Raw genomic sequence first — 12612 nt, 5'->3', positions numbered from 1 at the left:
ACATAAGCAGTAACCCGTGGCACTGACCGCCAAGCGCAGCGCCGGGAATTGGAGAAAGAAAATGAGCAAAGTTCAAGTAAATAAAGTAGTTGTCGCATACTCTGGCGGTCTGGATACATCAGTGATTATTCCATGGCTAAAAGAGAATTATGATTGTGAAGTGGTGGCATTTGTTGCCGATGTGGGTCAAGGTGCAGAAGAGCTAGAAGGTATCGAAGCCAAAGCGAAAGCGTCAGGGGCATCAGAGTGTTACATTGCTGATCTTAAAGAAGAAATGGTTGCAGACTATATCTACCCAACGCTTAAAACTGGCGCTTACTACGAAGGTAAGTACTTACTAGGCACTTCAATGGCGCGTCCAATTATTGCCAAAGCGCAGGTTGAAGTGGCACGTCAAGTTGGTGCTGACGCATTGTGTCACGGTTGTACCGGTAAAGGTAATGACCAAGTACGTTTTGAAGGTGCTTTTGCGGCATTGGCTCCTGATCTACATGTGATTGCACCTTGGCGTGAGTGGGACTTGGTAAGTCGTGAAGAGTGCTTGGATTACCTTGCTGAACGTAATATTCCATGCAGTGCCTCACTGACTAAAATTTACTCGCGTGACGCTAACGCATGGCACATTTCCACTGAAGGTGGTGTGCTTGAACAGACATGGAACGCACCGAACGAAGATTGCTGGGCTTGGACAGTTGATCCAGAGCAAGCACCTAACGAAGCTGAATACGTCACTTTGAAAGTGGAAAAAGGCGAAGTGATTGGTGTTGATGGTGAGGCTATGACGCCATACAACGCCTTGGTTTACCTCAATGAAAAAGGTGCCAAACACGGTATTGGCCGTATCGATATCGTAGAAAACCGTCTGGTCGGTATGAAGTCTCGTGGTTGTTACGAAACTCCGGGCGGTACTATAATGATGGAAGCTCTGCGTGCCGTCGAGCAGCTCGTGCTGGATAAAACTTCATTTGAGTTCCGCGAAGAGCTTGGCGTGAAAGCGTCTCACCTTGTTTATGATGGTCGCTGGTTCACCCCACTGTGTAAGTCTATCCTTGCTGCCTCAGAAGAGTTAGCTCAGGACGTTAACGGTGAAGTGGTGGTGAAACTTTATAAAGGCCAGGCCACAGTGACGCAGAAACGTTCAGACAACAGCCTCTACTGCGAACAATTTGCAACCTTCGGTGAAGATGAAGTCTATGACCAGAGTCATGCAGAAGGCTTTATCCGTCTGTACTCACTATCAAGCCGTATTCGTGCCTTAAACAACTTGAAAAAATAACGCCTAATTAGTCCGTTTACTTAAAAGCCCATTTGATACTCAAGTGGGCTTTTTCTATTTTTGTTCATCGTTATTTATAACAAAGATCTTTCGTGAATAAATATGTAAAAATAATGAATTTATACTTTATTTTTGTTCGGTTTTGCCGTAAGTTTGAACCATCATAAAATACTGAATTCGATTCAGAGTTAATTAGAGCAATATTACATCTCGCATTCATCGTGAGCACAGGTAATCAGGAGAGACGCAATGGCATTATGGGGCGGAAGATTTACCCAAGCAGCAGACACAAGATTCAAAGAATTTAACGATTCGTTGCGCTTCGATTACCGATTAGCTGAGCAAGATATTGTTGGCTCAATTGCTTGGTCAAAAGCGTTGCTATCGGTCAATGTTCTTAATGAAGAAGAGCAGCAAAAACTCGAGTTGGCGCTCAATGAGCTGAAGCTTGAAGTGATGGAAGACCCACATCAGATTTTACGTTCTGATGCCGAGGATATCCACTCTTGGGTTGAGCAACAACTGATCAGTAAAGTCGGCGACCTCGGCAAGAAACTCCACACCGGTCGTTCACGTAACGATCAGGTTGCGACGGACCTTAAGCTGTGGTGTCGTCAGCAAGGCCAGCAATTACTGATGGCGCTTGACCGCTTGCAAGCGCAAATGGTCGCAGTGGCTAAGCAGCACCAAGAGACGGTGCTACCAGGCTATACCCATTTGCAACGTGCTCAGCCAGTCACTTTTGCTCACTGGTGTTTGGCGTATGTAGAAATGTTTGAGCGCGATTTTAGCCGCCTTGATGATGCGATTAAGCGTTTAGATACTTGTCCGCTTGGTTCAGGTGCTCTTGCCGGAACTGCATACCCGATTGATCGTGAGCAAGTGGCGCATAACTTAGGCTTTCGCCGTGCTACGCGTAACTCGCTCGACTCAGTCTCAGATCGTGACCATGTGATGGAGCTCATGTCAGTAGCTTCTATCTCTATGTTGCATCTATCGCGTCTTGCTGAAGATATGATTTTCTATAATTCTGGCGAATCGAATTTTATTGAACTGGCTGATACTGTCACGTCTGGTTCCTCTTTGATGCCACAAAAGAAAAACCCCGATGCTCTTGAGCTGATTCGTGGCAAAACTGGCCGTGTTTATGGCGCAATGGCGGCGATGATGATGACGGTAAAAGCATTGCCATTGGCGTACAACAAAGATATGCAAGAGGACAAGGAAGGGCTGTTTGATGCGCTCGATACTTGGAACGACTGTATGGAAATGGCGGCGCTCTGTTTCGATGGTATTAAAGTCAATAGTGAGCGTACGTTAGAAGCGGCTAAGCAAGGCTATGCGAATGCGACAGAGTTGGCGGATTACCTTGTTGCGAAAGGCATTCCATTTCGTGAAGCGCACCATATTGTTGGCGTTGCCGTCGTGGGGGCCATTGCGAAAGGTTGTGCGCTTGAAGAGCTCTCACTCGATGAGCTAAAAGAGTTTTCAGCGGTGATTGAAGCGGACGTCTACGATATTCTGACCATAGAGTCGTGTCTTGAAAAGCGTAGCGCACTGGGTGGTGTATCGCCAAAACAGGTTGCGTACGCGGTAGAGCAAGCGGAAGGGCGTTTAATTAAGCGTGATACTTCGGCGGTCAATGTCCGTCCGGCGCGTTTAACCGACATCGAAGCGCTCGAAGGCATGGTTACGTACTGGGCCAACATGGGCGAAAACTTACCACGCTCGCGTAGCGAACTGGTGCGCGATATCGGCTCGTTTGCGGTCGCTGAGCATCATGGTGAAGTGACGGGTTGTGCCTCGCTCTATGTTTATGATTCTGGGTTGGCGGAAATTCGCTCACTTGGAGTAGAGGCTGGGTGGCAAGGTCAAGGGCAAGGTAGCGCTATTGTGCACTACTTAGTAGACAAAGCGCGTCAGATGGCGATTAAGAAAGTGTTTGTGTTAACGCGTACTCCTGAGTTCTTCATGAAGCAATCTTTCTTGCCAACCTCGAAATCTTTATTGCCAGAGAAAGTACTTAAAGATTGTGAACAGTGCCCACGACAACATGCGTGCGATGAAGTCGCGTTAGAAGTTAATCTGGTTGAGCAAGCCATCGCACGAGTGAATGTTGCGTAACTGGTTGAATAGTAAAGTGACGAATAAAAGATCAAAAAAGATCGATTATTTTGGGAACTATTGAGAAAAAGCTCGGTCTATTAAAGTACCACTGCTTTTTCTTAGAAGAATCTAAGAAGGCCCCAAACCATATATTGGCTTTGGGGCTTTTTTTATGCCTGTAATTCAATGTGTTGGATATTTTTTTACTTTCCGTTACGCCGCCGCCAAGGCAAGATAACGAAACGCATCCACAGGTGCAAAAACAGTAATCCATTGAAGGCGAATCCGGCAAAGATCAATGCAATTGACTCAATCGTCTCTGGATTGTCGCGACACCACACCCACCAAACGATCCAGCAGGCAACGGATAAGACCGTCAGTTGATCCATACAGCGTTGGCAGCGGCCAATTTTGTTCCAAAACCAAGCGCTATTTTTACACGGTTTACATGTCATGGCTGTGACTAATTAGGTAACATTACTGGTCATAGCATATCCCAACTAACCGGAAAGTGATAAAAATGATCGAACGCCAACAAACCAAGCAGCGTATGAGCCGCATCGTAAAACATAACGGAACGATTTATCTTTGTGGTCAAGTGTGTGCAGATGCAACTCAAGGGATTACTGAGCAGACGCAAACTATGTTAGACAAAGTCGAGGAGTTACTGCTTGAAGCCGGAAGTGACAAACAGCATATGCTGTCAGCGACGATTTATCTAAAAGATATGCAAGACTTCCAAGCAATGAACGCCGTTTGGGATGCATGGGTACCTGAGGGTTATGCCCCCGCTAGGGCTTGTGTAACCGCCGATATGGCCCGCGAGGCTCTGCTGGTGGAGATTTCAGTGATAGCCGCACAAAAGTAACCGCGGCGCAGTAATAAAGTAGGCCCCTTCTTGTTGACGAGAGGAGCCTACTTATCATTATGCTGGTTAACCGAGGAAGGCTTCTAGCTCTTCGCTACCGCCGATGTGTTTACCACCGATAAAGACTTGTGGCACGGTTGAGCGACCAGAGATCGCACGTAAGCTAACGGTGGTGGCGTCTTTACCTAACACCACTTCCTCATATTGAAGACCGTGGTCAATCAAGCTCTGTTTCGCCTTGGCGCAGAATGAACAGCCAGGTTTAGTGAACACAGTGATAGACTCTTGGGTTTTATAATTTGGCGCGATGTAGTTGAGCATGGTGTCAGCATCTGACACTTTGAACGGGTCGCCAGGCTCATTTGGTTCGATAAACATCTTTTCTACCACGCCATTTTTGACCAACATGCTGTAGCGCCATGAACGCTTGCCAAAGCCTAAGTCATTTTTATCAACCAGCATGCCCATACCATCAGTAAATTCACCATTACCGTCAGGAATGAAGGTAATGTTGTCGGCTTCTTGGTCTTGTTTCCAGGCATTCATCACGAAAGTGTCGTTGACCGAGACACACAAAATGGCATCAACGCCGTGCTCTTTGAACACCGGGAATAGCTCGTTATAGCGTGGTAAATGGCTTGATGAACACGTTGGTGTAAAGGCCCCTGGTAAACTAAATACGATAACAGTTTTATCTTTAAACAACTCGTCGGTGGTGACGTTAACCCAAGCATCCCCTTGACGAGTTGGGAAAGTAACTTGTGGAATGTTCTGACCTTCTTTTGATACAAACATAGTTGTTTCCTTTTATTTCTAGTGAGTTGCTAACGAGTGTTTCAACTGCAGTTATTGTACTCTGTTTCGATGTGGTTATTATTAAAGAATCTCTTTGATAGTTACAATCGTTTAATGCTATGGTTTCGATAGGTTTTTTCTATCTAATTTAGAGGTGGGGCGAGAATGAATATCCGCGACTTTGAATACTTGGTTGCACTGGCTGAGCACAAGCACTTTCGCAAAGCGGCAGAAGCGTGTTTTGTTAGCCAACCGACACTAAGTGGTCAAATCCGAAAGTTAGAAGATGAGATTGGTACCGCTTTGCTTGAGCGCAGTAGTCGGCGAGTGTTATTTACTGATTCTGGCCTGCAATTGGTCGATCAAGCCAAACGTGTGCTCTCTGAAGTCAAAACGTTTAAAGATATGGCCAGTGGGCAGGCGGGGGAAATGGTTGGTCCACTGCATATTGGTTTTATTCCTACGGTGGGGCCTTATCTATTGCCAAAAATTGTGCCGATGCTTAAACAACGTTTTCCAGATCTTGAGCTCTATCTACATGAAGCGCAGACGCAGCAGTTAGTGCGTCAGTTGGAAGACGGTAAGCTTGATTGTTTAGTGTTGGCTTCTGTCGCTGAAACGGCGCCATTCAAAGAGATCGAGGTGTACAACGAGCCACTGAGCATTGCTGTTCCCAGCGATCATGAGTGGGCGAGTCTTGATCAGGTCGATATGCTCGATTTAAATGGTCGCACGGTGTTAGCGCTCGGTGATGGTCACTGTTTACGTGATCAGGCGTTGGGTTTTTGTTTTGCGGCGGGCGCCAAAGATGATGAGCGTTTTAAAGCGACCAGTTTAGAAACACTGCGCAATATGGTTGCCGCTGGAGCAGGGATCACCTTGCTTCCCGATCTGTCATTACCTAAAGAGAAACAAAAAGATGGCGTTTGCTACGTGAAAGCAGTTAACCCGGTACCATCGCGCAGTATTGTGTTGGCTTATCGCCCCGGTTCACCGTTGCGTGCCCGTTTTGAGCAGTTAGCAGCGGCAATCAAAACGCATTTAAGTCCAGAGCTTGAGAGTTAAAACAAAAAGAGGTTGATGTCATCATCAACCTCTTTTTTATGCCTAGAACAGCTCTTCACCACCATCCGAAGAGGTGTAGATGCTGTTGGTCATTTCACTTTTGACGAATTCCGTTGGCTCGGTGCCCTCTAAGAAGTACTCAAACATAGAGCTTGAGTCAAACTTATTGGTTAGCAAGCCTGATTCCCGGTCAATACGTACGCGGATAATATTATCAGGAATGGTTTTATCTCGTTCTGGTACCCCATCAAGGGCGATACGCATGAAGTCAACCCAAGCAGGCTGCGCCGTTTTTGCCCCCGCCTCAGCTCCAGAGATTTGGTCATTATCTAAGTTGGGGTTGGGTTTGGACCGCCCGAGATTACGGTTATGATCGTCAAAACCAACCCAAGCAATCGCGACCATTCCTGGGCCGTAACCGTTATACCAAGCGTCTTTTGAGTCATTGGTTGTACCGGTTTTTCCGCCGATATCGCGACGTTTCAGTGGCTGAGCACGCCAGCCTGTGCCGTTCCAACCTGTGCCTTCACGCCAGTTGCCGCCACCCCAAATATTGCTGTACATCATCTCGCGGACTAAGAAAGCGGTCTGCTCTGTGATCACTTGCGGTGCGTAGTTCGGTTGTTCACTATCAAGGTCGACATCTTGCTCGGCAAATTCGTTGCTCGCTTGAGGGGCTTGTTCACAATCATGCTGACAAATAGTTTTCGGTGAGGCTTCAAATACCAAGTCACCAAAAGGGCCTTCTATTTTATTGATATAGAAAGGTTCAACATAGTAACCGCCGTTGGCGAACACAGAATAACCTTGAGCCATTTTCATTGGCGTTAAGCTTCCCGCCCCTAATGCGATGGTCTCTGAGCGAGGCAGTTGGTCGATATCAAAACCAAACCGTGTCAGGTATTCACGGGTTTGATCCAAACCGACTTCACGCAGCACACGAACTGCCATCACGTTCTTCGACTGGGCAAGGCCCAGACGTAAGCGGGTAGGGCCGACATAAGTCGGTGGCGAATTCTTTGGACGCCATGCCGTACCTTGGCTTTTATCCCATTGGTTAATCGGTGCATCATTGATCAGCGTGGCCAGTGTTAAGCCTTTATCGATTGCCGCGGAGTAAATGAATGGTTTGATACTAGAGCCGACTTGGCGAACCGACTGAGTCGCACGGTTAAATTTGTTATGGATGAAGTTAAAGCCGCCGACTAACGACAGAACCGCACCATTTTCAGGGTTCATCGCAATAAAGGCAGTGTTAGCATTCGGCACTTGACTAAGATGCCAAGCGTGATCTGGTTGTTGGTCGTCTGAATCGATTTCAATTTGACGCACCCAGATTTGCTCACCACTGTTGAGCACCTCTTTAGCGCTGGTTGGCGCTTTGCCTTGACGGTCATCGGTGAGGAACTTACGTGCCCACTTAATTCCATCCCAGCCAAGAGTTTGCTGACCTTGATCTTTAACCCAAACTGTCGCTTGTTTGTCTTGCACATCAACAACAATTGCCGGTGTCAATTGACCGTAGGTCGGTACGTTGTCTAGGGTCTGTTCAATTTTTTCGCCATCAAAAGCGGCTTGATTTGCCGACCACAACACCTTCTCTGCGCCGCGATAGCCGTGGCGTTGATCGTAAGTCAACAGATTATTGATGGCCGATTCATTGGCCGCGGCCTGAAGTTTTGAATCAACCGTCGTGTAGATACTCATACCCGAGGTGTAAGCTTCTTCGCCATAGCGCGCTACCATCCAAGCACGTGCCAGCTCTGCTACGTAAGGTGCGCTTAGTTCAATCTCTGCACCGTGATAGCGAGCAACAATCTCTTCATTTCGCGCTTGGTCGTACTCTTGCTGAGTAATGTATTGCTCATCAAGCATGCGACGTAAAACCACGTTACGGCGATTGGTCGCGCGCTCAAGTGAATAGATCGGATTCATGGTCGATGGCGCTTTGGGCATTCCCGCCAAGGTCGCTAGCTCGCTGAGCGTTAATTGTTGAAGCTCTTTACCGAAGTAGGTTTGCGCGGCAGCGCCAAAGCCATATGAGCGATAACCCAAGAAGATTTTATTTACGTACAGTTCCATGATCTCTTGCTTGCTCAACAGCTGCTCGATATGGATAGCAATAAAAATCTCTTTGATTTTACGCATAATCTTCTTCTCGTTCGAGAGGAAGAAGTTGCGGGCCAATTGCTGAGTAATGGTACTGGCGCCCTGTTTCGCTGAACCTGATAGTGCAACCACTACCGCCGCCCGGGTAATACCAATTGGGTCGATGCCTGGGTGATCGTAAAAGCGACTATCCTCGGTCGCGATCAAGGCTTCAGTAAGGTGGCGGGGAATATCATCGTAGGCGACTGGGATGCGACGTTTTTCGCCAAACTGAGAGATCAGCTTGCCGTCTTGGCTAAACACCTGCATTGGCGTTTGCAGTTGCACGTCTTTAAGAGTGGCTACATCGGGTAGCTCTGGTTTGACATAAAAATAGAAGCCGAAGATGGTGCCGACGCCAAGAATTATGCAAATCAATGTGAATAAGAACAGTCGCTTTATGAACTTCACCGGATATTCCCTGATTAATGGGGTTAACTGTATGCAAACCCTTGTACTTTAGGCCAAAAATTTTCGCCTAATGGGTTTAAGTGCGTTTGCGCGCATTTTTAACCAATGAGCATAGTACGGAGCCAGCTACATGGGTATTTCATTGGTTACAGGCCTAGATATCGGCCGCCACAGTATCAAAGCGGTAGTGATAAAGCCATCCAAGGATGCGTTTGCGCTTGTGGCTTATCGCACCTTGCCCATTGAAGTGGGCATTCTCGCTGATAACCACAGGTTAAATTATCAGAAAATTGTAAAGAAACTCAAAGAACTAAGGAAGTCTTTACCATTATTTAGTCACAAAGTGGCATTTGCGATACCTGACAATCAAGTAATAACTAAAGTATTACAGATAGATAGCGAGTTTAGTCGAGCCGAACGAGAGCTGGCGATATATCAGACTTTTGCCAGTCAATGTGCATTCGCGGCCGATCAACTGTGTCTTGATTACTCGGTTAGCGACCATGTTACACCGCAAGGTGGCGTGCATTATCGAGTTCATGCGACGAAGAGAGCACCTTTGCTCGAATTGAGTAATGCCATTGCTCAGGCTAATTTTAAACCGATTGTTGCTGATGTGGCTAGCTATGCGCTCAATCAATGCTGGCATCAAGTGGCGCAATCTCAGCACGCCTACGACTGGTTGTTAGTCGATATCGCTGTAGCGCAGTGCCGCTTTTCGATTGGACTGCCAAGTGGAGAGGTTTACGCCAAGTCTTGGCGTTTAGAGGCCCAGCTTAATGATGGACAAGAAGTGGTTAACTCACTGCGTGAGACATTGCGCAGCGCTATGCAGCGACTCATTTCACTGCACCAAATCGAGGTTAAGGGCATTTGGCTTAGCAGCGAAGCAGACCATTGTCCCGATTTAGCGGCCAAGCTGAGCGGTGAGCTTGGGATTAAGGTTGAGCCATTTAATCCCTTGAGACTGTTTCAATATCTGAGTACCAGTGAAGCAAGTAACGGTTATGCATTGGCAGTAGGATTAGCGCTTCGCGCCAGTCAGTGGCAGGAGCGTCAGCATGCCCGAGTCGATTAATTTACTTCCTTGGCGCCAGCAACTCATTACCCGTCATCAACGTCGTTTTTCTCTCATGCTCGTCGTGGCCGCATTGATGGCGGTGGGTATTCAATGGCTGATTGATGAGTACCTTGAGCGCCACATTCAGCTGTTGCAACACGCCAATCAGCAGTTAACTTCGCAAGTAACGCTGTTAGACCAACAACTGACTCTCGCTATCGAGCGGCAAACAGCGGTCCAGTTGCAATTCGCCCATTCTGAGCAGCAAGCGAAGTTTGCGGGTAAGCGCACTCAAGCCGCTCGGTTAATGCGTCGTGTCGCCGAAGTCGTTCCTGCCGACGTTCATCTTGAATCGCTCAGTCTACGCGGAGAACGTGTCACGATGACGGGCGACACTGTACGGCACGGTTCATTAACTGAGTTGTTACAGCGCCTCACTGCAGCGCAAGATATTGACCAAGTTCAACTCCATTCAGTGGCGGATGAGCAAGCCATGCAGCGATTTGTGATCTCTTTTGTTTTGCTCAACAGCGTTGTTAGGCGATGAATATTGAACTTGAGTCGTTGGTTGCATGGCCGATTGGGCGGCAGTTGGGGTTTATCGTGGTGGTTATGTTAGCGATTAATGCGCCCATCGCTTGGTTATGGCATTTGCCGCAATACCAACAGATCATTGCGGCGAAAAAGAGTGAGCAGAGTCTTATCCTCGCGGCGGAGCATAAACAGGCCCGATTGTTGGTGCTTGCACGGACAGAGACCAGTGAGACAGATGCCGGCCAATTGCTTACACCGGCTTCAGCGCTGAGCGCGTCACACTTTTCAATGGCCATCGCTGAGCTCAATCAGATCGCGCAGCGTAACCAACTTAGCGTAGAGGTGCTTGAATTGGCTGCAAATCCGGCCAGTGATGGCGTTGAACTTAGGCTGCTGGGCCGGTACCACGATATTAGGGCATTTTGCCAAGCAGTGGCAGAGAGCTCTCCCTTATTGCGTTTGGATAATGCCGAGTGGCAGCGACGAGATGACATCAGTGGGCAAATCAGCTTCAGCGCTCAGGCGTTGTTTTATCAGGCTCATGCGACGGTGACAGCCAATGACTAGGCTTCTTGTGTGCTTGTGGCTGTGTGCGTGGTCAGTCAATAGCCAAGTTAGTCCTCAATCAACCCACGTTGCCGCTACTACGCCGACTCGTGATCCTTTTGCCTTACCTCAGGCAGACGCTAAAACGTCGCCGTGTCAGCTGCTCGCTCAACCACTCGCAACGTCATTGCCATTCATTCTTGCCGGCGTTCTCGAAACTCACGGTGATTATACGGCGCTGCTAAAAACGCCGGCGGGCGTGCTAGTGACGGCTCAGAAAAATCAGCGACTGGGATCGGGATACAGGATCGTGGCAATCAGTGAGCGTCAAGTCGAGCTCGAACAGACAATCGACAGTCGCCTTGGGTGTCATGCTCATTCACGATTCAAGCTGGAGTTTAACTAATGCGTTCTATTATTGATAACCGTCGAGCAGCAAGGCTCAGCGGCGTGTTGGCAAGTTTGTGCCTATTATTGAACACTGGGTGGGTAAGCCAGTTAAGTGCGGCTGAAATAACGAATAATCAGGCTAAGTTGTCATTCAACTTTCAAGATATCTCAGTTCGGGATGCTTTACGCGTTATCGCACAGAGTCAGAATATCAATATTGCCATCGATGACTCGGTCAGTGGTCAGCTTACGCTGAGTTTGACTGAGGTCACTTGGCAACAAGCGCTTGATACGGTGGTGGGGGTCAAAGGGCTTACTCAACATGAGCAAAATGGCGTTATGCTGATTGGTTCCAAGCAACTTTCTGTTGATGCCGGCAGCGAGTTAAACTCAGAGTTGATCGCCGTTAACTATGCCAGTGCCGATCAATTGATGCAGGTGTTGCTAGGGTCGAGTGGATTTAACCTTTTATCAGAACATGGGGCGTTAGGGGTCGATGAGCGGACCAATGTCTTGCTGATTCGAGACTATCCAGAGCAGATTGCCGCAACCCGAAAAATGGTGGCGCTGCTTGATGTGCCGATCAAGCAAGTGCAAATCGAAGCACGCATTGTGACCATCAATCAAGGCAATCTTGAAGAGTTAGGCGTTCGTTGGGGCTTGAGTCATGTTGGCCATCGCGCAGAGGTCGGTGGCAGCATTGAAGGCATTCGTCTTGACTCGGCCACTATCGATCAGATGTTAAACATCAATCTGGCCGCGCAGGCAGTGAATGCTTCATCGATTGCTTTTCAAGTGGCGAAGTTGGGGTCAGATACCTTACTGGATCTCGAACTGTCGGCGATGCAGCGCGAATCGAAAGCGGAAGTGATTTCGAGTCCGAGCTTAATGACTACCAATAAAAAGCCGGCGTATATTGAACAAGGAACCGAAATTCCCTATCTTGAGTCATCCTCCAGTGGTGCAACGAATGTGGCGTTCAAGAAAGCCGTCTTGAGTTTAAAAGTGACGCCGCAGATCACGCCAGGGGATCATGTGCTGCTCGATTTAAATGTCACTCAAGATAGGCCGGGTGAAGTGGTGAATACTGGCACTGGAGAAGCCGTGGCGATCGATACGCAACGCATCGGAACACAAGTATTAGTGAAGAATGGCGAAACTATCGTGCTGGGAGGGATTTTTCAACACAGTGTATTTGATAGTGTCGACAAGGTGCCATTATTGGGTGACTTACCGCTGCTTGGTGGCTTATTTCGCCGAACTTACCAGAAAATAGGCAAACGTGAACTGGTGATTTTTGTGACTCCGAACGTCATCATTGAGTAAGAAATCGATCTTGAACGAAAATAAATTTGCATTAGTCGCACCTTATCTAGATAATTTCGGGTCTTATCACGAATTATCTGTGAGGAA

The 12612-nt window shown here is 47.9% G+C and carries 12 protein-coding genes; 9 read left to right on the top strand and 3 right to left on the bottom strand.

Features of this window, described 5'->3' with window-relative positions:
• The first annotated feature begins 61 nt into the window (after nt 1-61).
• Nucleotides 62-1276 (top strand): argininosuccinate synthase, encoded by a 1215-nt coding sequence (locus ViNHUV68_RS13330; protein WP_038175929.1) that lies wholly within the window; start codon nt 62-64, stop codon nt 1274-1276.
• A gap of 249 nt (nt 1277-1525) precedes the next feature.
• Nucleotides 1526-3400, top strand: a complete 1875-nt coding sequence (gene argH, locus ViNHUV68_RS13325) for an argininosuccinate lyase (RefSeq protein ID WP_038175928.1) — start codon at nt 1526-1528, stop codon at nt 3398-3400.
• A gap of 185 nt (nt 3401-3585) precedes the next feature.
• Here argH and ViNHUV68_RS13320 read toward each other — a convergent pair whose 3' ends face one another.
• The gene (locus tag ViNHUV68_RS13320) at nt 3586-3837 is read right to left on the bottom strand and encodes a DUF3624 domain-containing protein (RefSeq protein ID WP_084185994.1); all 252 of its coding nucleotides are present in this window, start codon (nt 3835-3837) and stop codon (nt 3586-3588) included.
• A 65-nt stretch (nt 3838-3902) separates the two neighbouring features.
• Between ViNHUV68_RS13320 and ViNHUV68_RS13315 the strand changes: the two genes are divergently transcribed.
• Nucleotides 3903-4250: a Rid family hydrolase gene (locus ViNHUV68_RS13315; protein WP_391088525.1), complete on the top strand. Its 348-nt coding sequence runs from the start codon at nt 3903-3905 to the stop codon at nt 4248-4250.
• A gap of 66 nt (nt 4251-4316) precedes the next feature.
• On the opposite strand, the gene ViNHUV68_RS13310 is transcribed toward ViNHUV68_RS13315, so the two are convergent.
• Nucleotides 4317-5045, bottom strand: coding sequence for a glutathione peroxidase (locus ViNHUV68_RS13310; protein WP_038175924.1), 729 nt, complete (start codon nt 5043-5045; stop codon nt 4317-4319).
• Between the two features lie 165 nt (nt 5046-5210).
• Between ViNHUV68_RS13310 and oxyR the strand changes: the two genes are divergently transcribed.
• Complete coding sequence (gene oxyR, locus ViNHUV68_RS13305) at nt 5211-6110, top strand: DNA-binding transcriptional regulator OxyR (protein ID WP_391088523.1); 900 nt, start codon at nt 5211-5213, stop codon at nt 6108-6110.
• Between the two features lie 42 nt (nt 6111-6152).
• Here oxyR and ViNHUV68_RS13300 read toward each other — a convergent pair whose 3' ends face one another.
• On the bottom strand, nt 6153-8669 hold the full coding sequence (locus ViNHUV68_RS13300) for a PBP1A family penicillin-binding protein (RefSeq protein WP_391088521.1): 2517 nt from the start codon (nt 8667-8669) through the stop codon (nt 6153-6155).
• Nucleotides 8670-8799: 130 nt separating this feature from the next.
• Between ViNHUV68_RS13300 and pilM the strand changes: the two genes are divergently transcribed.
• The 5 genes from pilM to ViNHUV68_RS13275 are packed head-to-tail and all read left to right on the top strand — an operon-like array spanning nt 8800 to nt 12525.
• Nucleotides 8800-9747, top strand: coding sequence for a type IV pilus assembly protein PilM (pilM, locus tag ViNHUV68_RS13295; RefSeq protein WP_391088519.1), 948 nt, complete (start codon nt 8800-8802; stop codon nt 9745-9747).
• Complete coding sequence (locus ViNHUV68_RS13290) at nt 9731-10276, top strand: PilN domain-containing protein (RefSeq protein ID WP_391088517.1); 546 nt, start codon at nt 9731-9733, stop codon at nt 10274-10276. Before pilM ends, ViNHUV68_RS13290 begins: the two co-directional genes overlap by 17 nt.
• The gene (pilO, locus tag ViNHUV68_RS13285) at nt 10273-10830 is read left to right on the top strand and encodes a type 4a pilus biogenesis protein PilO (RefSeq protein WP_391088515.1); all 558 of its coding nucleotides are present in this window, start codon (nt 10273-10275) and stop codon (nt 10828-10830) included. The genes ViNHUV68_RS13290 and pilO overlap by 4 nt, the downstream gene beginning before the upstream one ends.
• Nucleotides 10823-11215: a pilus assembly protein PilP gene (locus tag ViNHUV68_RS13280; RefSeq protein ID WP_391088513.1), complete on the top strand. Its 393-nt coding sequence runs from the start codon at nt 10823-10825 to the stop codon at nt 11213-11215. Before pilO ends, ViNHUV68_RS13280 begins: the two co-directional genes overlap by 8 nt.
• Nucleotides 11215-12525 carry a type IV pilus secretin PilQ gene (locus ViNHUV68_RS13275; protein WP_391088511.1) on the top strand — a complete coding sequence of 437 codons (1311 nt, stop codon included), beginning with the start codon at nt 11215-11217 and terminating at the stop codon, nt 12523-12525. Before ViNHUV68_RS13280 ends, ViNHUV68_RS13275 begins: the two co-directional genes overlap by 1 nt.
• The last annotated feature ends 87 nt before the right edge of the window (nt 12526-12612 follow it).

Source organism: Vibrio sp. NH-UV-68, from assembly GCF_042940635.1.
In the GTDB taxonomy this organism is placed as follows: domain Bacteria; phylum Pseudomonadota; class Gammaproteobacteria; order Enterobacterales; family Vibrionaceae; genus Vibrio; species Vibrio pacinii.
This window is presented reverse-complemented; position numbering and strand designations above follow the sequence as displayed.

Coding starts and splice junctions, on each gene's coding strand:
- ViNHUV68_RS13280 (WP_391088513.1), top strand. CDS start 10,823: ATGACTAGGCTTCTTGTGTGCTTGTGGCTGTGTGCGTGGTCAGTCAAT.
- pilO (WP_391088515.1), top strand. CDS start 10,273: ATGAATATTGAACTTGAGTCGTTGGTTGCATGGCCGATTGGGCGGCAG.
- ViNHUV68_RS13330 (WP_038175929.1), top strand. CDS start 62: ATGAGCAAAGTTCAAGTAAATAAAGTAGTTGTCGCATACTCTGGCGGT.
- ViNHUV68_RS13290 (WP_391088517.1), top strand. CDS start 9,731: ATGCCCGAGTCGATTAATTTACTTCCTTGGCGCCAGCAACTCATTACC.
- ViNHUV68_RS13275 (WP_391088511.1), top strand. CDS start 11,215: ATGCGTTCTATTATTGATAACCGTCGAGCAGCAAGGCTCAGCGGCGTG.
- pilM (WP_391088519.1), top strand. CDS start 8,800: ATGGGTATTTCATTGGTTACAGGCCTAGATATCGGCCGCCACAGTATC.
- ViNHUV68_RS13315 (WP_391088525.1), top strand. CDS start 3,903: ATGATCGAACGCCAACAAACCAAGCAGCGTATGAGCCGCATCGTAAAA.
- oxyR (WP_391088523.1), top strand. CDS start 5,211: ATGAATATCCGCGACTTTGAATACTTGGTTGCACTGGCTGAGCACAAG.
- ViNHUV68_RS13310 (WP_038175924.1), bottom strand. CDS start 5,045: ATGTTTGTATCAAAAGAAGGTCAGAACATTCCACAAGTTACTTTCCCA.
- ViNHUV68_RS13320 (WP_084185994.1), bottom strand. CDS start 3,837: ATGACATGTAAACCGTGTAAAAATAGCGCTTGGTTTTGGAACAAAATT.
- argH (WP_038175928.1), top strand. CDS start 1,526: ATGGCATTATGGGGCGGAAGATTTACCCAAGCAGCAGACACAAGATTC.